Origin of the sequence: Salmonella sp. SAL00653 (assembly GCF_046552515.1) — a bacterium.
Taxonomy (GTDB): Bacteria; Pseudomonadota; Gammaproteobacteria; order Enterobacterales; family Enterobacteriaceae; genus Salmonella; species Salmonella enterica.
Genome location: NZ_JBGDTY010000024.1, coordinates 1 through 22134 on the forward strand (window position 1 = coordinate 1; position 22134 = coordinate 22134).

Sequence of the window (22134 nt, forward strand, 5' to 3'; positions counted from 1 at the left end):
GTGCCGTTGTTCCGTGTCAGTGGTGGCGCATTATAGGGAGTTATTTCTGCCTGACAAGAGGAAATTTAAAATAATTTCTCAAGTGCCTGGTATTTACCCAAAACGCCATTAAACCGCCAGTTTTTCGAGCGTTTCAAAGCCATAACGCTGTAAAACGGGTAATAATTGTTCAGCTCCTGGCGTCATTGCCATGCAATAAGCAATATTGGCATCGGTTGATTTCGCATCCGGCGCTTCATGTTCCAACAGCCAGGCTGTACGACGCGCTATCGCCGCGCCGGAATCCACTAACCTCGTCCCTTCAGGCAGGACTTGCAAAAGCTCGTCCCGTAATAGAGGGAAATGCGTACACCCCAGAACGACCGTGTCAGGCGGCTCCGGCATTCGTAGCCATGGGCGTAATATGCGGCGCAGCTCTTCCAGCGATACCGAGTCGCCATGTAGTTTAGCTTCCGCCAGTTCCACCAGTTCTGCCGACCCCAACATCGCTATCTGACATTCATTGGCGAAGCGCGCAATCAGCTCGTGAGTATAAGGACGTTTGACCGTGGCTCTCGTCGCCAGTAGCCCGACGACGCCATTTGCGGTCAGCCGCGCCGCTGGTTTAATCGCAGGCACAACGCCCACCACCGGGAAGGCAAACTTTTCACGTAATGCGGGAAGTGAGACCGTACTGGCGGTATTACAGGCAATCACCGCCAGTGAAAGGGGATAGCGCTGCTGTACCGCGGTCACAATCTCGACAACGCGCTCAACGATAAACGTTTCGCTCTTTTCCCCGTAGGGGAAAGCCACGTTATCGAAAGCATATATATAGTGGAGATCCGGCAGGAGCCGCCGAATCTCATCATAGACCGACAATCCACCGACGCCGGAATCAAATACCAGCACGGTGGGACGTGGTTCAAAAGGTGTAGCTGCCAGACAAGGTGTATTCTCGTCCTGCAGTTTGGTAGCCATAAACTGTCTCGTAATCTTTGTCGAACAGGTTGGCTATTTTACCACGAACTGTCAGATGTGAGGTGACCGGATATGCAACCGTAAGATCCCATAAACTGACGCCGCCCATTTTTACTGTCCGGTATGGGTAAGCGGAGTAATCCGAATCATAGCGGGAACCAAGGTATTGATATGTCACCCCCCAGTCAAAATCGTAAACGTCCCAGTCAAGTTGATATTTTGCCATCTGTTTGGAACGCCGCGGTAATGGCGTATCGGTAATCGCATTACGCGCATCAACGTAATCGTAACTGACCGTATGCGTTAACGGTCCGGTATCGAAATTCGCCGTCGCCTCAATACCTTTAATGCGCGCCTTACCTTCGTTGTAATATTTTTGCAGATGATCGTCATAATCGATCATGTCATTAATATCGTTACGATAACCTGAAATACGCCAGCTGACGCCAGCGGTTAGCCCTTCAAATGCGCCTTCCCACTGTTTACTCTTTTCAGGATTCAGGTTCGGATTACCGTAATAACCATACAGTTGGCCCAAATTAGGCGCTTTGTAGGAGGTTCCGTAGGAGGCAATAAAGCGATAACCTTCTATAAACTCCCATCCCGCGCTGGTTTGCCATGTACCATGACGACCAAACTGGGAGTTGTCATCACTGCGCGCCGCCGCTTCCAGAGTGAAGTCACCCAACTGTTGTAATCCTGTCAGGTAAACCCCGGTATTACGCTGGTCATATCCCTCGGGCACATAGCCGGTACCTGGTGTGGTAGTCTGTTTCTGCCAGTCTACGCCCGCCCCAACATTACCGTGCCCCACGACCACACTGTTGGTCCATTGAACATTGTACTGTTTCATCTCATCCAGCGTGGCGGAGGTATCATACCGGCCATAGTGCGGATCATAGTTGTAATCTTTACTGTGGCTATAGCTTGAAACCAGCTGAGACTGAATACGTTCGCCATTAAAGCGCAGCCCGGCGTCCCAGCTTTGGCTATAAAGTTTGCGTGTATCAATCAGCGGCGAGCCCGGCGAGTAATAGGCGTCGTAATCGGTACGGTTATCATAGCCATAACCACGCACGAATCCGCTCCAGCGATCAGAAAAAGTATGCTCTAACGCGCCATAAAGCGTTTTACTCAAAAAGCCGTCCCGGTCAGGCTGCGCCTGCATCCCGGTACCGCCTTTCGCTACCACGTCAAACCCTTTGGTGTATTCGTAATCGCCGATCAACGTCGCCCGCGTGTTTTCGCCAAGTTGCTGTTGCGTCGAGATGTCGTAATTCTGGTAGCTATTGCTTCCCCATCCAGCGGTTAATTCTGTGCCTGGGTTATCGCGCGTCGTAATGATATTCACTACGCCGCCGATAGCATCGGAACCATAAATAGCGGAACGCGGACCACGAATATATTCAATGCGCTGTACCAGCGACACCGGGAACTGGCTGAGATCGGCGGACCCGCTCACGCCTGCTAAATTCAGACGCACGCCGTCAATCAATACCAGTACATGGCTGGAGTTGGTGCCGCGAATGAAAATGGAGGAGTTTTGTCCGGCGCCGCCGCTCTGCGCAATATCGACGCCAGGCAAACGGCGCAGAACATCATTTACGGAGGTCGATTGCCAGCGTTCAATATCCTGACGCGTCACGATGGTAACGGGCGCCAGAACCGCGCTGCGCGGCTGCTGAAAACGGTTGGCGGTGACAACCAGGGTATCCGGGCTAGTGTCCTGCGCCCAAGCGGAAAAGGCCGTGACGGAGAAAGCCGTCAGCAGCGTAGCTTTTTTAATCATTGTAAAGCATCCACAATATAAGAAGGATGCCGCAGGCTTCATCGATAGTACGCGATGATGAAAAACCAGATGCGACGTTAGCCGGCAGGTCTTCGGGCTTGGAGGGTTATCCGTTGACTGGATAGCAGAAATGATGACTTCCCGCCGGAGGCAGTGTCTGCTTACGCTCTCATCTCACCTTTCCTTACCGCTGCGCGTCAGCTCCAGATTTTCACTGGATTCCCTATTAACTCACAGGACCGGCCCACGGATGCTACCGTCTGTCACAACACCCTGTCCAGACCGCGCATCACAAATCAGAAATCATCAATAGCTGGACATCCACTGAGCAATCCCTACAATCCCCGCGTACTTTTATTATTCAGGATGCGATATGACCCCCGAACATCTTCCGACAGAACAGTATGAGGCGCAGCTGGCCGAAAAAGTGGCGCGCTTGCAGAGTATGATGGCGCCGTTTTCTGGCCTGGTTCCGGAAGTATTTCGCTCGCCGGTCAGTCACTATCGTATGCGTGCGGAATTTCGCCTGTGGCATGACGGCGATGACCTGTACCACATTATGTTTGATCAGCAGACCAAAAGCCGGATTCGCGTTGACACCTTCCCGGCGGCCAGCCAACTGATTAATACCTTAATGAAGGCGATGATTGCCGGCGTGCGCGATAATCATGCACTGCGGCATAAGCTGTTCCAGATCGATTATCTCACGACCTTGAGCAACCAGGCGGTAGTGTCGTTGCTGTACCATAAGAAGCTGGACGAAGAGTGGCGTGAAGCCGCCACTGCGTTACGCGATGCTTTACGCGCGCAAGGTCTGAACGTACACCTGATTGGCCGGGCCACTAAAACTAAAATCGAATTGGATCAGGATTATATTGATGAGCGTCTGCCTGTGGCAGGTAAAGAGATGATCTACCGCCAAGTCGAAAACAGCTTTACGCAGCCAAACGCCGCCATGAATATTCAGATGTTAGAGTGGGCGCTGGAGGTGACGAAAGACTCAAAAGGCGATCTGCTTGAGTTGTATTGCGGCAACGGCAATTTTTCTTTAGCGCTGGCGCGCAATTTTAACCGCGTGCTGGCAACCGAAATCGCCAAACCGTCCGTCGCTGCCGCACAGTACAATATTGCCGCTAATCATATTGATAATGTGCAAATTATTCGCATGGCGGCGGAAGAGTTTACCCAGGCGATGAATGGCGTTCGTGAGTTTAACCGCCTGCAGGGGATCGACCTGAAGCGCTATCAGTGCGAAACCATTTTTGTCGATCCGCCGCGCAGCGGTCTGGACAGCGAAACGGAAAAAATGGTGCAGGCTTATCCACGTATTCTGTACATTTCCTGCAATCCGGAAACGTTGTGCAAAAACCTGGAAACGTTAAGCCAGACGCACACGGTGTCTCGCCTGGCGCTATTCGATCAGTTCCCGTATACGCATCATATGGAATGCGGAGTATTACTCACCGCAAGGTAAAATGTACGTCGGATGGCCGGTTATACCGCCATCCGGCATTCGCACACTATTCCGCGGTGTCCTGCTTGCGGTTACGCAGTTTAAAGCCAATCCAGAATACCAGAATCACCGACAGCACCGCCGGGAAGAAATTAGAGCCAATATCCGGATATTCTGCACGCACGACGGTGCTATACAGTAAAACGCCAAGAATGAAACAAGCGGCGGCCAACCCCGGCAAACCTACCGGCATAGTACGATTTTGGTAGCGCTGATGCAGGCAATATACCGTCAGCACCAGCGAGATAACCGGGAATACGGAGAACGGCACAATAGCGCTAAACAGCGCCGCGAATGTGCCGTTAATCGATAAGCCAGCGATGAGCGCCAGCAACAGCGTACCTTTATCTTGACCTGACTGTTTCATTACTCGTCCTTCACGTTATTCGGAATGATGTGCTATTTTCTCTTGCTCACGGCGATACCAGTAATACGCCCCTTTCGCAATCATGCGCAGTTGCAATACCAGCCGCTCTTCTAATTGCCGACGCTGTTCAGCGCCGATGTCCAACGCCTCTGCGCCCGCGCTAAAGACAATAGTCACCATCGCTTCGGCCTGGGCTTCAGTAAACGCGCGCGGCATATGGTTTTCGAGTTCCAGATAGTCGGCAAGTTCCGCAATAAAATGCTGAATCTCCCGCGCGACGGCGGCACGAAACGCCGCTGAAGTGCCGGAACGCTCGCGCAACAACAGACGGAAGGCGTTGGGGTTGTTGCCGATAAACTCCATAAATGTGGAGACCGACGTGCGAATGACGCTGCCGCCTTTCGCGATGCGCTGTCGCGCCTGACGCATCAACTGACGCAGCATCAGACCGCTTTCATCCACCATCGTCAGACCGAGTTCATCGACATCGCGAAAATGACGGTAAAACGACGTTGGCGCAATGCCCGCTTCACGCGCCACCTCACGCAAACTCAGGCTGGCAAAACTCCGCTCAGCGCTCAGTTGGCTGAATGCGGCTTCCACCAGCAAACGCCGGGTTTTTTCTTTTTGTTGCGCTCTAACACCCATCACAATGTCTGAATCCTTCCATATGCCTTATTCGGCACTATACCAGAGAATAAAAGTAACGGGTTCACACTGGATTGTGAATGATTGTTTACAGACAGTTTGTGCTCCGGCTTCGCAAAAAAGCACAACGATAATTGGGTTAAAGCTGGGCAAATGTTATCATCGTGTTTATTTTATGTATAAAAACAGGTGAGTAATACCATGCCACATTCCTGGGATTATGATGCAGTCGTCATAGGGTCAGGCCCCGGCGGTGAAGGCGCTGCAATGGGTCTGGTTAAGCAAGGAGCACGCGTCGCGGTGATTGAGCGTTATCATAACGTTGGCGGCGGATGTACCCACTGGGGCACCATCCCATCCAAAGCCCTTCGCCACGCCGTCAGCCGCATTATTGAATTTAATCAAAACCCGCTCTATAGCGACCACTCCCGTCTCCTTCGTTCTTCTTTCGCCGACATCCTTAATCATGCCGATAACGTGATTAATCAACAAACGCGTATGCGTCAGGGGTTTTATGAGCGTAACCACTGTGAAATATTGCAGGGCAACGCCCATTTTATTGACGAACATACCCTGGCGCTGGAATGCCATGACGGCACGGTTGAAACCCTGACGGCAGAAAAATTTGTTATTGCCTGTGGTTCGCGTCCTTACCATCCCAGTGATGTGGATTTCTCGCATCCGCGCATTTATGACAGCGACTCAATCCTGAGTCTCCACCATGAACCGCGCCACGTTATTATTTACGGCGCCGGCGTTATCGGCTGCGAATATGCGTCCATCTTCCGCGGTATGGATGTGAAAGTGGATCTGATCAACACCCGCGATCGCCTGCTGGCCTTTCTCGATCAGGAGATGTCCGACTCTCTCTCTTACCATTTCTGGAATAGCGGCGTGGTTATTCGCCACAATGAAGAGTATGAGAAAATCGAAGGCTGCGATGATGGCGTCATCATGCACCTGAAATCCGGCAAAAAACTGAAGGCTGACTGCCTGCTCTATGCTAATGGCCGTACCGGTAACACCGATTCGCTGGCGTTGGAGAATATTGGTCTGGAAACAGACAGCCGTGGACAGCTCAAAGTCAACAGTATGTACCAGACCGCCCTGCCGCACGTCTATGCGGTGGGCGACGTGATTGGCTATCCCAGTCTGGCCTCCGCCGCCTACGATCAGGGGCGTATTGCAGCGCAGGCGCTGGTGAAAGGCGAAGCGACCGCACATCTTATCGAAGATATCCCCACCGGGATTTATACCATTCCGGAAATCAGTTCTGTCGGCAAAACCGAGCAGCAGTTAACGGCAATGAAAGTGCCTTACGAAGTGGGCCGCGCGCAGTTTAAGCATCTGGCGCGAGCGCAAATCGTCGGCATGAACGTCGGCACGCTAAAAATTCTCTTCCACCGCGAAACCAAAGAAATTCTGGGGATTCACTGCTTTGGCGAACGCGCCGCCGAAATTATTCATATCGGCCAGGCGATCATGGAGCAGAAAGGTGGCGGTAACACCATTGAATACTTCGTTAACACCACCTTTAACTACCCAACCATGGCGGAAGCTTATCGGGTTGCGGCGTTGAACGGCTTAAACCGCCTGTTTTAACGCCTTGTCGAAATGGCCATCCATTGCGCCACGGATGGCCTCTGCCAGTTGCTCATAACGGCTACGCAGCGGCGATCCCGGGCGATAAACCAGCCCCACGGTACGACGCGGCTCCGGCTTAATGCATGGCAGATAAACCACGCCGTCGCGCTTACGCTCCTGCGGTACGGCCAGCGCGGGGAGTAGTGTAATACCACTGCCCGCCGCCACCATGTTGCGCAGCGTTTCCAGACTGGTCGCCCGGAAATGGGTATCTTCATCCGCTCCCGCTTCAAAACAGAACCCCATCGCCTGATCGCGCAGACAGTGGCCATCTTCCAGCATCAGCAATTTCTCGCCCGCCAGATCGGACATCGGCACGCGATCGCGATTCGCCCACGGATGATCCTCATAAATAGCCAGCATCATGGGCTCATCAAACAGCGGCACTTCGATAAACGCCTCGCTCTCTTTCACCAGCGCCAGAATAGCGCAGTCAAGCTTGCCGCTATCGAGTTGCGCTAACAACTGATGCGTTTGCGCCTCATGCAGATACATTTCCAGCTTCGGGAAAGTCTGGTGCAACATTGGAATGATAAGCGGCAGCAAATAGGGACCAATTGTTGGGATTAAACCAATATGCAGCGGGCCGGACATCGTCTCGCCTTGTTGGCTTGCCATCTCCTTGAGCACCTTGACCTCACGCAGTACGGTACGCGCCTGATCCACTAGCAGTAAGCCCGCCTGGGTAAACAGCACTTTACGGCTCGTACGCTCCAGCAGCATAACGCCCAGCTCATCTTCCAGCTTACGTATTTGCCCACTAAGGGTTGGCTGGCTGACGTGACAGGAGTCCGCCGCTCGCCGGAAATGGCGATGTTCGGCTAACGCCACCAGATATTCAAGATCACGAATATTCATTATTCATCCTCCGTCGCCACGATAGTTCATGGCGATAGGTAGCATAGCAACGAACGATTATCCCTATCAACCTTTCTGATTAATAATACATCACAGAACGGAGCGGTTTCTCGTTTAACCCTTGAAGACACCGCCCGTTCAGAGGGTATCTCTCGAACCCGAAATAACTAAAGCCAACGTGAACTTTTGCGGACCTCTGGTCCGCTTTTTTTTTTGCGTAAAAAAGCCCGGCGTCGCTGATGCTCGGCCGGGCAGTATTACCTGATAGCGCTACGCTTATAAGGCTTACAACGCGAGGCGCGCCTTCGCATCGTTGATGGCCTGCGCCACCTGCTGCGGAGAAACGCCGCCTTTTGCCGCCCGTTTATCCAGACACGACTGCAAAGACAATATCGGATACACATCGTCGCCAATCACGCGGCTGAATTTCTGTAAATCGGCCAGCGGCAACGCTTCCAGCGGCTTACCCTGGCGAATAGCTTCTACCACCGCTTCGCCGACAATATGGTGCGCTTCGCGGAACGGCACGCCTTTCGCGACCAGGTAATCCGCCAGCTCGGTGGCGTTGGCATACCCTTGTTGCGCCGCGTCCTGACAACGTGGGCGTTTCACCTGAATACCGTCCAGCACCAACGCCGCCATATGCAGGCAGTCAAGCCAGGTATCGAGCGCATCGAACAGCCCTTCTTTGTCTTCCTGCATATCTTTGTTATACGCCAGCGGCAGACCTTTTAAAGTCATCATCATGCCGGTTAGCGCCCCTTGTACGCGACCGCACTTACCGCGAATCAGCTCCAGCGCGTCCGGGTTTTTCTTCTGCGGCATTAACGATGAACCGGAAGTCACGCGGTCAGAAAGCTCTACAAAGCCCGCCTCACCAGAATTAAAGAAAATCAGATCTTCCGCGAAGCGTGACAGATGCACCATGCCGATAGCCGCATCAGAAAGCAGTTCCAGTACGTGGTCACGATCGGACACGCTGTCCAGGCTGTTGCGGGTCGCAGACGTAAAGCCCAGCCAGCCTGCCAATTGTTCACGGTCAATTTCATAGGCCGTTCCCGCCAACGCGCCGCAGCCTAGCGGACTCACGTCCAGACGTTTAAGCGTGTCCTGCAGGCGGCTTTCATCGCGCGCCAGCATTTCGACATACGCGAGACACCAGTGGGCGAAAGTCACTGGCTGCGCGCGTTGCAGATGGGTATATCCCGGCATTACCGCGTCCTGGTTCGCCTGCGCGGTTTCCACCAGCGCGCTCTGTAGCTGGCGGTTAGCGGTAAGCAGTTCCCTCACCGTCTCTTTGCACCACAGTTTCAGGTCCGTCGCCACCTGATCGTTACGGCTGCGCCCGGTGTGCAGCTTTTTACCCAACTGACCCACTTTGTCGATGAGTTTACCTTCCACCCAGCTATGGATATCTTCCGCATCGCTTTGCAGGATTTGCTGCGGATTCGCGCGAACCTCTTCCAGCAGCACGTTCAGCGCTTCTTCCAACTGTCGTTGCTCATCGGCAGTCAGTACGCCTACCGTGACCAATGCTTTGGACCAGGCCACAGAACCGACAATATCCTGCTCTGCCAGACGGTAATCGAAGCGCAACGAATCATTGAATTGTTTAAACCGCTGGTCTGCCGCCTGTGTAAAACGCCCACCCCAAAGTGCCATAATAGACTTCCTTAAATTCTTCGAATTTCACTGCCGGATGGCGCTACGCTTATCCGGCCTATAATTTCTGTTCACGTAGGCCCGATAAGGCGCAGCCGCCATCGGGCGAACAAATAGTTAAGCCAGAATACGCGAGCCAATCGGCGTACCGTTAAACAGCGCCGGCAGTTGCTCCGCATGACGCCAGGAAGCGATATCCACCGGGCGACCCAGCGCCCGCGCAGCATCGAGAGCCGCATTCACTTTCACAATCATCCCGTCGGTAATAATGCCCTGGTCGATAAGCTGCTCGGCTTTGGACGCCGTCATTTCGGCGATACGCTGGCCTTTGCCGTCCAGAATACCGCTCACGTCGGAAAGCAGGATCAGATCGGCCCCCAGCGTCGCCGCCAGCGCGGTTGCCGCCTGATCGGCGTTGACGTTCATCAGTTGGCCGTCGTCTGTTACGCCAATGGAGCTGACCACCGGCAGAAAGCCGTTTTCCAGCAGCATGTTAATCAGCTTCGGCGACCCCGGCTGCGCCAGCCCGACGTGGCCTAACGCTTCATCGAGTTGAGTCACGTTTACGCTGTCGCCATCGCCCAGAAACAGACCAACAGAGGCGATATGGTGTTTCTTCGCCCAGGCCAGCAGAGTTTTGTTAGCGGTTCCCGCCAGCGCGCCGGTAATGATGCCAATCTGATCGGCAGGCGTCACGCGCAGGCCGTCTTTCTTTTTCACGGGCAAATTCAGCCCTTTCATCAGCTCATCCACCACGCAACCGCCGCCATGAACAATCACCAGCGGACGCTGATGGGACTCACGATAGTTGACCAGCGCGGTAAAAAGACGTTCCAGAGCCTCTTCGCTATCCAGTAATACGCCACCCAGCTTGATAATTAATGGATTCATCATTTCACCCTTAAATAAGAGACTGCGTTTCAGCGAAGCCAAAACGAATATTAGCGCACTGTACTGCCTGCGCCGCTGCGCCTTTCAACAAGTTGTCTTCGGCTGCCACCACAATCAGATGTTCGCCCTGGACGGCAAAACCAATATCGCAGAACGGCAGCCCGACGACGTTCTTTAACGCCGGAACGCCTTTGTCATACAGGCGCACCAGCGGTTTGTCGCCATAGGCTTTTTGCAACACGTCGGCGACCTGCGCATGGGTTACTCCCGCTTTCAGGCGGCAGGTAATGGTTTCCAGAATCCCGCGCGGAAAATTCCCCAGATGCGGGGTGAAGATGACCTCCGCGCCCAGATGGACGGCGATTTCCGGCTGATGACGATGCGTAAACACGCCATACGGTTGCAGACTCACTTCACAGAAACTGTTCGAAATTGCCGCTTTGCGCCCCGCGCCGCTCACCCCGCTGGTGGCATTAATTACCGGCCACTGCGTCAGATCCAGAAGCCCGCCGTCAATCAGCGGTTTTAGCGACAACTGCGCTGCGGTTGGATAGCAACCAGGAACCGCAATCAGATTCGCCGTGTTCAGTTTATCGGCATTCCACTCCGCCAGACCGTACACCGCCTGCTCCAGCAGCTCAGGATACTGATGAGTAAATCCATAATACTTTTCATAGAAGGCGCGATCGTTTACCCGAAACGCGCCGGAAAGATCGAATACGACGCATCCGGCCTGTAAAAATTGCGGCGCCAGATCGTGGCTCACTTCATGCGCTGTCGCCAGGAACACCACATCAACATCTGCGCTAAAGTCACGTACATCCGACATCGGTTGCAATGGCAGGTCGACAATCCCTTTTAACTGCGGATGTAAATCAGAAATTAACTTTCCTGCATCATTGCTTTGCGCTGAGACGGTCAAAGCGGTTATGGTCATATGTGGGTGGCGATTTACGTAGCTTACAAGCTCTGCGCCCGCATAACCGCTAGCGCCTACAATCAGCGTATTCAACATCGGGTTCCTTTATGCTCAACGTTAATGTATTTTTATTCATAATTAATGCATGAATATTGATACTATCATGACCTGAGGTGTGTCAACAATGAAAAACGTTTTACCGCCATTTATCGAGATTTACCGCGCTTTGATTGCCACACCGTCGATAAGCGCAACCGAAGAATCCCTGGATCAAAGTAATGCGTCTTTAATCACTTTGCTTGCAGGCTGGTTCAGCGATCTTGGTTTCAACGTAGAGGTTCAACCGGTTCCAGGAACGCGAAACAAATTTAATATGCTCGCCAGCACCGGACATGGCGCGGGCGGTTTGCTGCTGACCGGCCATACCGACACGGTTCCCTTTGATGACGGACGCTGGACGCGCGACCCGTTCACGCTGACCGAGCATGACAATAAGCTCTATGGCCTGGGCACTGCGGATATGAAAGGCTTCTTCGCTTTTATTCTGGACGCGCTACGTGACGTTGACGTCACAAAGTTGAAAAAGCCGCTCTACATTCTGGCGACCGCCGATGAAGAGACCAGCATGGCGGGGGCGCGTTATTTTTCCGAAACCACGGCATTACGTCCGGACTGCGCGATCATTGGCGAACCGACGTCGTTGCAACCGATACGCGCGCACAAAGGGCATATCTCTAATGTCGTTCGCGTCCTGGGGCAGTCCGGTCATTCCAGCGACCCGGCGCGTGGGGTTAACGCCATTGAACTGATGCACGATGCGATTGGCCATATCATGCAACTGCGTGACTCGCTGAAAGCGCGGTATCACTACGAGGCGTTTACCGTTCCGTATCCAACGCTGAATCTGGGCCATATTCACGGCGGCGATGCCTCAAACCGTATCTGCGCCTGCTGCGAATTGCATATGGATATTCGTCCACTGCCGGGCATGACGTTAAACGACCTTAATGGACTGCTTAACGACGCGCTGGCCCCGGTAAGCGAACGCTGGCCGGGCCGCCTGACGGTGGCGGAATTACATCCGCCGATTCCAGGTTATGAGTGTCCACCGGACCACCAACTGGTTGAAGTAGTAGAAAAACTGTTGGGTACGAAAACCGACGTGGTGAACTACTGTACTGAAGCGCCGTTTATGCAGACATTATGCCCAACGCTGGTGCTTGGTCCGGGCTCAATTAATCAGGCGCATCAGCCGGATGAATATCTCGAAACGCGTTTTATTAAGCCAACCCGGGAATTGATTACCCAGGTAGTACACCATTTTTGCTGGCATTAATGCATATTGCCCGGTGACGTGATGTTTACCGGGCCTACCCCGTCTTGTAGGCCGGATAAGCGCAGCGCCATCCGGCGTCTCTACGCCACATGTTCATAAGCATTTCTTATTTGGCACGATGCGAATTAACTTTAATAAATTACCGCCATTTTTTCGTTTGCTGAACCGATTTCGCAGTAATTGACGCCACGGGTTTTACGTGGCTTTATAAAAGACGGCTAAAAAGCAAAGTCCGAAAAATTTCACGTCACAGCAAGGCGGCAAACGAGCCCATTCCGCAGAACTGGCATACGGGCGAACGCAGCCACTGCCGCTGTGGCGTGAAAGAGACAGGGCAATTACATTAAAGATGGGGTGTCTGGGGTCATATGAACGAACAATATTCCGCGTTGCGTAGTAATGTCAGTATGCTCGGCAAGGTGCTGGGAGAAACCATCAAGGATGCGCTGGGAGAACACATTCTTGATCGCGTAGAAACAATCCGTAAGCTATCCAAATCTTCACGCGCCGGCAATGAAGCTAATCGCCAAGAGCTGCTCACCACGCTACAAAATTTGTCTAATGACGAGCTGCTGCCAGTTGCGCGCGCGTTTAGTCAGTTCCTGAACCTGGCCAATACTGCCGAGCAATACCACAGCATTTCGCCAAAAGGCGAAGCCGCCAGCAACCCGGAAGTGATTGCCCGCACTCTGCGCAAACTGAAAAACCAACCGGACCTCAACGACGCAACCATCAAAAAAGCGGTAGAGTCGCTGTCGCTGGAGTTGGTGCTAACCGCCCATCCGACAGAAATTACCCGCCGTACGCTTATTCACAAGATGGGTGAAATCAATAACTGTCTGAAACAGCTTGATAATACCGATATCGCCGACTACGAACGTCACCAGGTGATGCGTCGCCTGCGCCAGTTGATTGCCCAATCCTGGCATACGGATGAGATCCGCAAGCAGCGCCCAAGCCCGGTGGATGAAGCCAAATGGGGCTTCGCCGTGGTTGAGAACAGCCTGTGGCAGGGCGTACCTAACTATCTGCGTGAACTGAACGAACAGCTGGAAGAAAATCTCGGCTACAAATTGCCGGTGGATTTTGTGCCGGTACGTTTTACCTCCTGGATGGGCGGCGACCGTGACGGCAACCCGAACGTGACGGCGGATATTACCCGCCACGTGCTCTTGTTAAGCCGCTGGAAAGCCACCGATCTGTTCCTGAAAGACATTCATGTTCTGGTATCAGAACTGTCGATGGTCGACGCCACGCCGGAGCTGCTGGCGTTAGTGGGCGAAGAAGGCGCGTCTGAGCCGTATCGCTACCTGATGAAAAAATTGCGCGCCCGTCTGATGGCGACCCAGTCCTGGCTGGAAGCGCGTCTGAAAGGCGAGAAGCTGCCCAAACCGGCTGGCCTGCTGACGCAAAACGAGCAGCTCTGGGAACCTCTGTACGCCTGCTACCAGTCGTTACAGGCCTGCGGCATGGGCATTATCGCCAACGGCGAGTTACTCGACACGCTCCGCCGCGTGAAGTGTTTCGGCGTACCGCTGGTGCGTATTGATATCCGTCAGGAGAGCACCCGCCATACCGAAGCGCTGGGCGAAATTACCCGCTACCTCGGTATTGGCGACTACGAAAGCTGGTCGGAAGCCGACAAGCAGGCCCTCCTGATCCGCGAGCTGAACTCCAAACGTCCGCTGCTGCCGCGTAACTGGGAGCCGAGCAACGATACCCGCGAAGTGCTTGAAACCTGCAAGGTTATTGCCGAAGCGCCAAAAGGATCGATCGCCGCCTACGTAATTTCAATGGCGAAAACGCCGTCTGATGTGCTGGCTGTGCATCTGTTGCTGAAAGAGGCAGGTATCGGCTTTGCCATGCCGGTCGCGCCGCTGTTTGAAACCCTCGACGACCTGAACAATGCCGACGACGTGATGACCCAGTTGTTGAATATCGACTGGTATCGCGGGCTGATTCAGGGTAAGCAGATGGTCATGATCGGCTACTCCGACTCGGCGAAAGACGCCGGCGTTATGGCCGCGTCATGGGCGCAGTATCAGGCGCAGGACGCCCTGATCAAAACCTGTGAAAAAGCCGGCATCGAGCTTACCCTCTTCCACGGCCGCGGCGGTTCTATTGGCCGTGGCGGCGCGCCAGCCCACGCGGCGCTGCTTTCGCAACCGCCAGGCAGTCTGAAAGGCGGTCTGCGCGTGACCGAGCAGGGCGAGATGATCCGCTTCAAATACGGCCTGCCGGAAGTCACCGTCAGCAGCCTCTCGCTCTACACCAGCGCAATTCTGGAAGCAAACCTGCTGCCGCCGCCGGAACCGAAAGACAGCTGGCGTCATATTATGGATGAGCTTTCCGTCATCTCCTGTGAAACCTACCGCGGCTACGTGCGCGAAAATAAAGACTTTGTACCGTACTTCCGCTCCGCGACGCCGGAGCAAGAGCTGGGCAAATTGCCGCTCGGCTCACGTCCGGCGAAACGTCGTCCAACTGGCGGCGTCGAATCGCTGCGCGCGATTCCGTGGATCTTCGCCTGGACGCAAAACCGCCTGATGCTGCCAGCCTGGCTGGGCGCGGGTACTGCGCTGCAAAAAGTGGTGGAAGACGGTAAACAAAGCGAACTGGAAGCCATGTGCCGCGACTGGCCGTTCTTCTCCACGCGTCTTGGGATGCTGGAAATGGTATTCTCGAAAGCCGACCTGTGGCTGGCCGACTATTACGATCAGCGTCTGGTGGCGAAAACGCTATGGCCGCTGGGCAAAGAGCTACGAGACCTGCTGGAAGAAGACATTAAAGTGGTGCTGGCGATTGCCAACGATTCGCACCTGATGGCCGACTTACCGTGGATTGCGGAGTCCATTCAGTTAAGAAACGTTTATACCGATCCATTAAACGTGTTGCAGGCCGAGTTGCTGTATCGTTCCCGTCTGACTGAAGAGCAGGGCAAATCGCCCGATCCTCGCGTCGAACAGGCGTTGATGGTCACGATTGCGGGCGTCGCTGCCGGTATGCGCAACACCGGCTAACGCCAAAAGAAAGCCGCCCTCACGCAGTTATGTGGGGGCGGCATGAAATACTGCTGTCATCCTCGTCATTTTTTCAATATATTCCTGTCTGCATTTTATGCATTTATAAATCTTTCTTAGCAAAACGTGCGGCATAAAGCAGGTTTGCTTCAGATTCTTTTAAGGTTCAGGCGTTACGTTTGGCGCTACGATTAAAGACAGGCTCTCATTATGCAATCCACATTACTCCAGACTAAACCCGCGTTTAGCTGGAAAGCCCTGGGCTGGGCACTGCTCTACTTTTGGTTCTTTTCCACCCTCCTGCAGGCCATTATTTATCTCACCGGATACAGCGGGACAAACGGTCTGCGGGATTCGCTACTGTACAGCTCACTGTGGCTGATCCCGGTCTTTCTGTTTCCAGGCCGCATCCGGGTTATTGCTGCCGTTATTGGCGTCGTACTCTGGGCCGCCTCGCTGGCGGCGCTGAGCTATTACGTAATCTACGGGCAGGAGTTCTCGCAAAGCGTGCTGTTTGTGATGTTTGAAACCAACGCCAATGAAGCCAGCGAATATTTAAGCCAATATTTCAGTCTGAAAATTGTTCTTGTCGCGCTGGCTTATACGGTGGCGGCGATTTTGCTGTGGACACGTCTGCGCCCGGTTTATATTCCATCGCCCTGGCGTTATCTGGTGTCGTTTGCCCTGCTGTACGGGCTGATCCTCCATCCCATCGCGATGAATACCTTTATCAAGCATAAGTCGATGGAGAAAACGCTGGATAGCCTGGCGTCACGAATGGAACCCGCCGCGCCGTGGCAATTTATTACTGGCTACTATCAGTACCGTTTACAGCTCGCCTCGCTGAATAAACTGCTGAATGAAAACGATGCCCTGCCGCCGCTGGCTAACTTCCAGGACCACTCCGGCGATGCGCCGCGCACACTGGTACTGGTGATTGGCGAATCGACCCAGCGTGGCCGTATGAGTCTGTACGGTTATCCGCGCGAAACCACGCCGGAACTGGACGCTCTGCATAAAACCGACCCCGGGCTGACTGTGTTTAATAACGTGGTAACTTCGCGACCGTACACCATTGAGATCCTGCAACAGGCGCTAACGTTCGCGGACGAAAAGAACCCGGACTGGTATCTGACGAAGCCATCGCTGATGAATATGATGAAACAGGCCGGGTATAAAACCTTCTGGATCACTAACCAGCAGACGATGACGGCGCGTAATACCATGCTGACCGTGTTCTCTAAGCAGACTGATAAGCAGTTCTATATGAACCAGCAGCGCACTCAAAGCGCACGCGAATATGACAGCAACGTGCTGGCGCCGTTTAAAGCGGTGTTAGCCGACCCGGCGCCGAAAAAATTCATTATTGTGCATCTGCTGGGAACGCACATTAAATACAAGTTCCGCTATCCAGAAAACCAGGGCAAGTTTGATGGTAAAACCGACCATGTTCCGCCGGGATTAAGCAGTGACGAGCTGGAGTCGTATAACGATTACGACAACGCGAACCTGTATAACGACTATGTTGTCGCCAGCCTGATTAAGGACTATAAAGCGACCGATCCGAACGGTTTCCTGCTCTACTTCTCCGATCACGGTGAAGAAGTGTATGACACGCCGCCGCATAAGACGCAGGGACGAAACGAAGATTCGCCAACCCGTCATATGTATACGGTGCCGTTCCTGCTGTGGACCTCAGAGAAATGGCAGGCAGCGCATCCGCGCGACTTCTCACAGGATGTCGATCGTAAGTACAGCAGTTCCGAGCTTATCCATACCTGGTCTGACTTAGTGGGCCTGACCTATGATGGCTACGACCCGACGCGCTCCATCACCAACCCGCAGTTCAAAGAGACCACGCGCTGGATTGGCAACCCGTATAAGAAAAACGCGCTGATTGATTATGATACGTTGCCGTATGGCGATCAGGTCGGTAATCAATAGCCTGTATGTTGCCCGATAACGCTAACGCTTATCGGGCCTGGCGTGCTTCTCTCCCGTAGTCCGGATAAGGCGCAAAGCGCCGCTATCCGGCAATAATCGCTTGAGGACATCGGTTTTCGACGTTACTGTTTCCTCTGTTTGCGATCGGCAGGGGATTATCATGTATCACGACGTCAGCCACCTTCTCTCCCGTCTCATCAACGGCCCGCTGCCGCTGCGCCAGATTTATTTTGCCAGCGCCAGCGGCCCAGCGCCGGAACTGGCGTACCAGGTGGATTTTCCGCGGCTGGAGATTGTGCTGGAGGGCGAGCTTACTGACATGAGCATTACCGCCCCGCTCATTCCTTGCGATGTTCTCTACGTTCCGGCTGGCGGCTGGAACATCCCGCAATGGCAAACGCCCGTCACCACCCTGAGCATTCTGTTTGGCAAACAGCAGTTAGGTTTCAGCGTAGTCCACTGGGATGGTCAGCAGCATCAAAACCTCACGAAACAGCACGTTGCGCGCCGCGGCCCGCGTATCGGCTCGTTCCTGTTACAAACGCTTAATGAGATGCAGATGCAGCCGCAAGAGCAGCAAACGGCCAGATTGATTGTCGCCAGCCTACTAAGCCATTGCCGCGATCTGCTCGGCAGCCAAATCCAGACCGCCTCCCGCAGCCGCGCGCTTTTTGAAGCCATTCGGGAGTATATTGATGAACGCTACGCCGCGCCGTTGACGCGCGAATCGGTAGCACAAGCGTTTTATATCTCGCCAAATTACCTCTCGCACCTGTTCCAGAAAACGGGGGCCATCGGCTTTAACGAATACCTGAACCATACGCGACTGGAACACGCCAAAACGTTGCTGAAGGGCTATGACCTGAAAGTGAAAGAGGTGGCGCACCGTTGCGGCTTTGTCGACAGTAACTATTTCTGCCGCCTGTTTCGCAAAAATACGGAACGCTCGCCGTCGGAGTATCGCCGCCAGTATCACAGCCAGCTAACGGAAAAGCAGATTACTCCAGGATAAGGTGGGTATGTTGCGGCGCGGAAAGGAGTTTACGCACAGCGCTCATTACCCGCTGTGGCTCCCGCAAAAAAGCGCTGATCCCCGACTGGACATAGCGACTCCGGGTAAATCGCTCCACGCCCGCCAGCTCGATATCGGTAATGAGCAACACAACATCGGCACGGCGGATATCCTCTTCCGTTAAGCGGTTCTCTGTACCGAGTGCCCCCTGGGTTTCAATCTTGATGCTCCACTTCTCCTGCTGGCAAAGTTTTTCCAGCCGTTCAGCAGCCATATAGGTATGCGCTACACCGCTCACGCAGGCGGTCACTGCCACCAGATGCCGTACAGGTACTGCCATATTAACCTCCTGTGGTGACCTGAAATCCTGCTTGCTCCGCCATCTCCCGAAACACAGCGATCTCTTGCACCGACGGCGCGGGAATATCTTTCATCATCCATGATTTTCCAAGCAGCCGGTATTTCGGCTCGCCGTACTGATGAAACGGTAGCAGGTGAACCTGCTTTATTCCTAATGATCTCAACAATGTTAACGCGCACTGCAGATTCTCTGCGTTAAGCGTAAAGCCAGGAATCAACGGCAAACGAGGGATCACCGTGATTCCCTCGCTAACCAGTAACCGTAAATTCTCCAGTACGCGCGGCAGATTCATGTTGATCACCTCGCGCGCCCGCTCCACATCCATAATTTTCAGATCAAACAATACCTCATCACACGCCCTTGCCAACGGCAGTAGACGGCTGGCCGACGTATCGCCAGCCGTTTCAATAGCACAAGGAACGCCCCAACGCCGCAATCGCTGTAAGAAGCGCGTGGCGAACGGCGCCTGCATCAGCACTTCGCCTCCAGAAAGCGTCACCCCGCCGCCGGAAGTACGAAAGAAGATGTCGTCTTTCAGCACTTCGCGTTCCAGTTCATCCAGCGTAATATCACGCCCAATACGCTCAAACGCGCCGGAAGGACATTCGTCGGCATCCCGCAGACACGGCGTGCAACGCAGGCATTTATTTTCCCGGCGCACCGTTTCAATGCGCGGCGAGATAGATTCCGGATTAGCGCACCACGGACAGGTATGCGGACAGCCCTTAAAAAAGACCACCGTACGAATCCCCTGCCCGTCATTCAGCGAATAGCGCTGGATATTGAAGATACGCGCGGTCTCCTCATCGCGCGCCCCCACAACCTCACAACTGATGCGCGGTGCGGCGAATAATGTCATCCTGAATCTCCTTCGACAGCTCGACAAAGAAGGCGCTGTAGCCCGCCACGCGCACCACCAGCCCAGCGAAATCCTGAGGCCGTAGCTGCGCTTCGCGCAATGTGTCGGCATTCACCACATTAAACTGGATGTGCTGCAGTTTGAGCTGGGTAAACGCGCGCAGGAAATCCGCCAGCTTGCGCAGTCCCGCCTCTCCTTCCAGAGTCGCAGGAGTAAACTTCACGTTCAGCAACGTACCGTTCGACAGCAGCGTGTTATCCAACTTACTTACTGATTTTAGTACCGCCGTCGGCCCTTGCATATCCTGTCCGAGCATCGGCGACAGGCCGCCATCCGCCAGCTGTTCTCCGGCAAAACGCCCGTCCGGTGTCGCGCCGACCACCGCTCCCAGCGGCACATGCGCGGAAACCGTGTATGAACCCGGCGTAAACTGGCCGCCGCGCGGATTCTGGTATTTTTCCACCTCTTTGCAGTAATACCGCAGCAGTTCGGCGCTGATGTTATCGACATTATCAATGTCGTTGCCATATTTTTCGAAGCGGTTGATAAGCCTGGCGCGGATCTTTTCCCCTTCTGGCGTGGCGAAGTTGTTTTTCAGGATCGACAGCAGCGCATCAAAACTCAGGCGCTGCTGATCGAATACCAGCCCATTGAGCGCATGAAGGGAATCACTCAGGTTGGCGATACCGATGCCCTGTACGCCCGAAAAGTTATAGCGCGCGCCGCCGTCGGTGATGTCTCGCCCTTTCTCCAGGCAGTCGCTGATAAACGAAGAGAGCAGCGGCACCGGCGCCCAGTCACGATGGCCGATATCGCAAATATTGCTGCCTTCTACCATTAGTGTAATGTAGTGACTGATTTTGGCGCGAATATGCGCCAGCAACGCCTCATAAGTAAGAGTGTCGTTGCCCTCATTTTCATACAAGCTGATTTCCATCACTTTCAGCAGATTAAACATGGCGATGTCATGCAGCCCGTAGGTTCTGCCCGGAATCGACAGCTCAACACATCCCACCACCGCATAATCGCGCGCATCCTCCAACGACACGCCACGGTTAAGGAACGCGGGAACCACCACTTCGTCATTGAAAATCTGTGGAATGCCGGTACCGAGGCGAATGGTCTCGGCGGTCTTGAGCAGGAACGGCGTATCAATCAGCGCGTTAGTGCGCACGCCGAGATTCGGCTGCGGCAACTGCACGCTCTGGTAGGCATCCAGGCAGAGAAAAGAGAGCACGTTTACCGCGCTGCGTCCGCTTTCCGTCAATCCGCCCAGCAGCGCGGTGTAACCCGTCGGGAAACCGGCAAAATAGCGCGCGCTACTGGTGGAACGCAGCAGCACGATATCGTTGCATTTCACCCACAGCGACTCGAGCAACTCTTTCAGGAACGCCGGATCGTCGCCCTGAGTGAGCGAAGTCTGATAAAACGGCAGCATGTACTGGTCAAAGCGCCCGAGCGACAGCGAACTGGCGTTGGACTCGTACTGCAAAATAATGTTCATGTACCAGAACAGCTGACATGCTTGCCAGAACGTCTGTGGTTTGTGCTGCGCGTTATGCCGCGAATTGGCGGCAATGGTGAGCAGTTCCTGACGACGACGAGCGTCCGGGCAGCGCTCCGCCTGCTGTTCCGCCAGTACGGCATAACGCAGGATGTGGCGTTGCGATGCCTCAAGTAACAACAGAGCGGCCTGATAAAAGTCGTTTTCCGGCTGTTGCTCGCAGCGCGCGCGCATCTGCGCCGCCAGTTCACCCAGCCCGTTATTGAGCAAGCGTGGATAATCAATAATGATATGCCCCTGCCCTTTATCCGTCTGGTTAATGCTAAAAATCCGGGTGCTGACGGCGGCTTTCACCTCATCGGTCATCTGCCCGTTAATAAAATCTTTCATCGACCGTTTTTCCCAGTACGGGAATAGAACCTCACGATAGAGGCGCTTATCCTCTTCGCTGATATCAAAACGGTCCTGCGGACGCGTCGGGAACCGATCCAGCTCGTTAAGCAGCCAATACGGGTCCATTTCCGGCGACATAATACCCGCGCGCGGCTTAACGGTTCGGTTTCCGGCAATCAGCTCCTCGTCACGAATCGAAATTTCAACATGTTCAAGGATATACGCCGTCGCTTTGGCGCGGCGCAAAATGACCGGTTCGCCCTCCGTCTGCTGATGGCTGGCGGTATAAAGCAGCGCGCGCTCCAGAGAAATTTCACGGTGATTCTGAAACAGAGCGGCTTTGAGGCGTTGAATACGATGGGTCATGAGGAGCTCCTGTGGACACGAGCGCCGGATGGCGGCATAAATCTCTTATCGGGCCTGCGAGCAGGCCCGATAAACTTGCGCCATTGGG

General features: G+C 54.1%; 17 protein-coding genes and 1 riboswitch. Of the genes, 6 read left to right on the top strand and 11 right to left on the bottom strand.

Annotated features, from left to right (window positions below):
• Window positions 1–108 precede the first annotated feature (108 nt).
• Both murI and btuB read right to left on the bottom strand, forming a co-directional pair.
• Entirely contained in the window at window positions 109–960 is an 852-nt protein-coding gene (murI, locus tag ACLJRU_RS21750) for a glutamate racemase (RefSeq protein WP_187790687.1), read from the bottom strand.
• The gene (gene btuB / locus ACLJRU_RS21755; protein ID WP_000591403.1) at window positions 905–2749 is read right to left on the bottom strand and encodes a TonB-dependent vitamin B12 receptor BtuB; all 1845 of its coding nucleotides are present in this window, start codon (window positions 2747–2749) and stop codon (window positions 905–907) included. The genes murI and btuB overlap by 56 nt, the downstream gene beginning before the upstream one ends.
• 65 nt (window positions 2750–2814) lie before the next feature.
• Window positions 2815–3008: riboswitch (cobalamin riboswitch) on the bottom strand.
• A 114-nt stretch (window positions 3009–3122) separates the two neighbouring features.
• Between btuB and trmA the strand changes: the two genes are divergently transcribed.
• Window positions 3123–4223, top strand: a complete 1101-nt coding sequence (trmA, locus tag ACLJRU_RS21760; RefSeq protein ID WP_000186981.1) for a tRNA (uridine(54)-C5)-methyltransferase TrmA — start codon at window positions 3123–3125, stop codon at window positions 4221–4223.
• A gap of 46 nt (window positions 4224–4269) precedes the next feature.
• On the opposite strand, the gene ACLJRU_RS21765 is transcribed toward trmA, so the two are convergent.
• Window positions 4270–4629, bottom strand: coding sequence for a YijD family membrane protein (locus tag ACLJRU_RS21765; protein ID WP_000813838.1), 360 nt, complete (start codon window positions 4627–4629; stop codon window positions 4270–4272).
• Between the two features lie 15 nt (window positions 4630–4644).
• On the bottom strand, window positions 4645–5280 hold the full coding sequence (gene fabR / locus ACLJRU_RS21770) for an HTH-type transcriptional repressor FabR (RefSeq protein WP_187790686.1): 636 nt from the start codon (window positions 5278–5280) through the stop codon (window positions 4645–4647).
• A 198-nt stretch (window positions 5281–5478) separates the two neighbouring features.
• Here fabR and sthA point away from each other — a divergent pair, with 198 nt between their 5' ends.
• Window positions 5479–6879: a Si-specific NAD(P)(+) transhydrogenase gene (gene sthA, locus ACLJRU_RS21775; protein ID WP_001120791.1), complete on the top strand. Its 1401-nt coding sequence runs from the start codon at window positions 5479–5481 to the stop codon at window positions 6877–6879.
• Here sthA and oxyR read toward each other — a convergent pair.
• From oxyR to argC, 4 genes are all read right to left on the bottom strand, one after another.
• Window positions 6862–7779 carry a DNA-binding transcriptional regulator OxyR gene (gene oxyR, locus ACLJRU_RS21780; RefSeq protein WP_001025919.1) on the bottom strand — a complete coding sequence of 306 codons (918 nt, stop codon included), beginning with the start codon at window positions 7777–7779 and terminating at the stop codon, window positions 6862–6864. The genes sthA and oxyR overlap by 18 nt on opposite strands.
• Before the next feature lie 285 nt (window positions 7780–8064).
• On the bottom strand, window positions 8065–9441 hold the full coding sequence (argH, locus tag ACLJRU_RS21785; protein WP_001230055.1) for an argininosuccinate lyase: 1377 nt from the start codon (window positions 9439–9441) through the stop codon (window positions 8065–8067).
• 117 nt (window positions 9442–9558) lie between these two features.
• Window positions 9559–10335, bottom strand: a complete 777-nt coding sequence (argB, locus tag ACLJRU_RS21790) for an acetylglutamate kinase (RefSeq protein ID WP_187790685.1) — start codon at window positions 10333–10335, stop codon at window positions 9559–9561.
• Between the two features lie 7 nt (window positions 10336–10342).
• On the bottom strand, window positions 10343–11347 hold the full coding sequence (gene argC, locus ACLJRU_RS21795; RefSeq protein WP_000935335.1) for an N-acetyl-gamma-glutamyl-phosphate reductase: 1005 nt from the start codon (window positions 11345–11347) through the stop codon (window positions 10343–10345).
• Between the two features lie 88 nt (window positions 11348–11435).
• Between argC and argE the strand changes: the two genes are divergently transcribed.
• The 4 genes from argE (at window position 11436) to ACLJRU_RS21815 (ending at window position 18563) form a co-directional block, all read left to right on the top strand.
• On the top strand, window positions 11436–12587 hold the full coding sequence (gene argE / locus ACLJRU_RS21800; RefSeq protein WP_000800208.1) for an acetylornithine deacetylase: 1152 nt from the start codon (window positions 11436–11438) through the stop codon (window positions 12585–12587).
• A gap of 368 nt (window positions 12588–12955) precedes the next feature.
• Window positions 12956–15607 carry a phosphoenolpyruvate carboxylase gene (ppc, locus tag ACLJRU_RS21805; protein WP_001541264.1) on the top strand — a complete coding sequence of 884 codons (2652 nt, stop codon included), beginning with the start codon at window positions 12956–12958 and terminating at the stop codon, window positions 15605–15607.
• A gap of 210 nt (window positions 15608–15817) precedes the next feature.
• The gene (locus tag ACLJRU_RS21810) at window positions 15818–17551 is read left to right on the top strand and encodes a phosphoethanolamine transferase CptA (RefSeq protein WP_001541263.1); all 1734 of its coding nucleotides are present in this window, start codon (window positions 15818–15820) and stop codon (window positions 17549–17551) included.
• A gap of 160 nt (window positions 17552–17711) precedes the next feature.
• Entirely contained in the window at window positions 17712–18563 is an 852-nt protein-coding gene (locus ACLJRU_RS21815; RefSeq protein ID WP_000274596.1) for a helix-turn-helix transcriptional regulator, read from the top strand.
• Here the strand turns inward: ACLJRU_RS21815 and ACLJRU_RS21820 are convergent.
• From ACLJRU_RS21820 to ACLJRU_RS21830, 3 genes are read right to left on the bottom strand one after another with little or no spacing between them, the layout of a single operon-like run.
• A complete protein-coding gene (locus ACLJRU_RS21820; RefSeq protein WP_000290522.1) occupies window positions 18550–18903 on the bottom strand; it encodes a PTS fructose-like transporter subunit IIB in 354 nt (117 codons plus the stop codon). The two genes, ACLJRU_RS21815 and ACLJRU_RS21820, sit on opposite strands and share 14 nt — an antisense overlap.
• Window position 18904: 1 nt before the next feature.
• Window positions 18905–19783: a [formate-C-acetyltransferase]-activating enzyme gene (locus ACLJRU_RS21825; RefSeq protein WP_001541262.1), complete on the bottom strand. Its 879-nt coding sequence runs from the start codon at window positions 19781–19783 to the stop codon at window positions 18905–18907.
• Window positions 19749–22046 (bottom strand): formate C-acetyltransferase, encoded by a 2298-nt coding sequence (locus ACLJRU_RS21830; protein ID WP_001541261.1) that lies wholly within the window; start codon window positions 22044–22046, stop codon window positions 19749–19751. Before ACLJRU_RS21830 ends, ACLJRU_RS21825 begins: the two co-directional genes overlap by 35 nt.
• Window positions 22047–22134 lie beyond the last annotated feature (88 nt).

Coding starts and splice junctions, on each gene's coding strand:
- murI (WP_187790687.1), bottom strand. CDS start 960: ATGGCTACCAAACTGCAGGACGAGAATACACCTTGTCTGGCAGCTACA.
- ACLJRU_RS21820 (WP_000290522.1), bottom strand. CDS start 18,903: ATGGCAGTACCTGTACGGCATCTGGTGGCAGTGACCGCCTGCGTGAGC.
- ACLJRU_RS21810 (WP_001541263.1), top strand. CDS start 15,818: ATGCAATCCACATTACTCCAGACTAAACCCGCGTTTAGCTGGAAAGCC.
- oxyR (WP_001025919.1), bottom strand. CDS start 7,779: ATGAATATTCGTGATCTTGAATATCTGGTGGCGTTAGCCGAACATCGC.
- argE (WP_000800208.1), top strand. CDS start 11,436: ATGAAAAACGTTTTACCGCCATTTATCGAGATTTACCGCGCTTTGATT.
- sthA (WP_001120791.1), top strand. CDS start 5,479: ATGCCACATTCCTGGGATTATGATGCAGTCGTCATAGGGTCAGGCCCC.
- ACLJRU_RS21825 (WP_001541262.1), bottom strand. CDS start 19,783: ATGACATTATTCGCCGCACCGCGCATCAGTTGTGAGGTTGTGGGGGCG.
- ACLJRU_RS21765 (WP_000813838.1), bottom strand. CDS start 4,629: ATGAAACAGTCAGGTCAAGATAAAGGTACGCTGTTGCTGGCGCTCATC.
- trmA (WP_000186981.1), top strand. CDS start 3,123: ATGACCCCCGAACATCTTCCGACAGAACAGTATGAGGCGCAGCTGGCC.
- argB (WP_187790685.1), bottom strand. CDS start 10,335: ATGATGAATCCATTAATTATCAAGCTGGGTGGCGTATTACTGGATAGC.
- ACLJRU_RS21815 (WP_000274596.1), top strand. CDS start 17,712: ATGTATCACGACGTCAGCCACCTTCTCTCCCGTCTCATCAACGGCCCG.
- btuB (WP_000591403.1), bottom strand. CDS start 2,749: ATGATTAAAAAAGCTACGCTGCTGACGGCTTTCTCCGTCACGGCCTTT.
- argC (WP_000935335.1), bottom strand. CDS start 11,347: ATGTTGAATACGCTGATTGTAGGCGCTAGCGGTTATGCGGGCGCAGAG.
- argH (WP_001230055.1), bottom strand. CDS start 9,441: ATGGCACTTTGGGGTGGGCGTTTTACACAGGCGGCAGACCAGCGGTTT.
- ppc (WP_001541264.1), top strand. CDS start 12,956: ATGAACGAACAATATTCCGCGTTGCGTAGTAATGTCAGTATGCTCGGC.
- ACLJRU_RS21830 (WP_001541261.1), bottom strand. CDS start 22,046: ATGACCCATCGTATTCAACGCCTCAAAGCCGCTCTGTTTCAGAATCAC.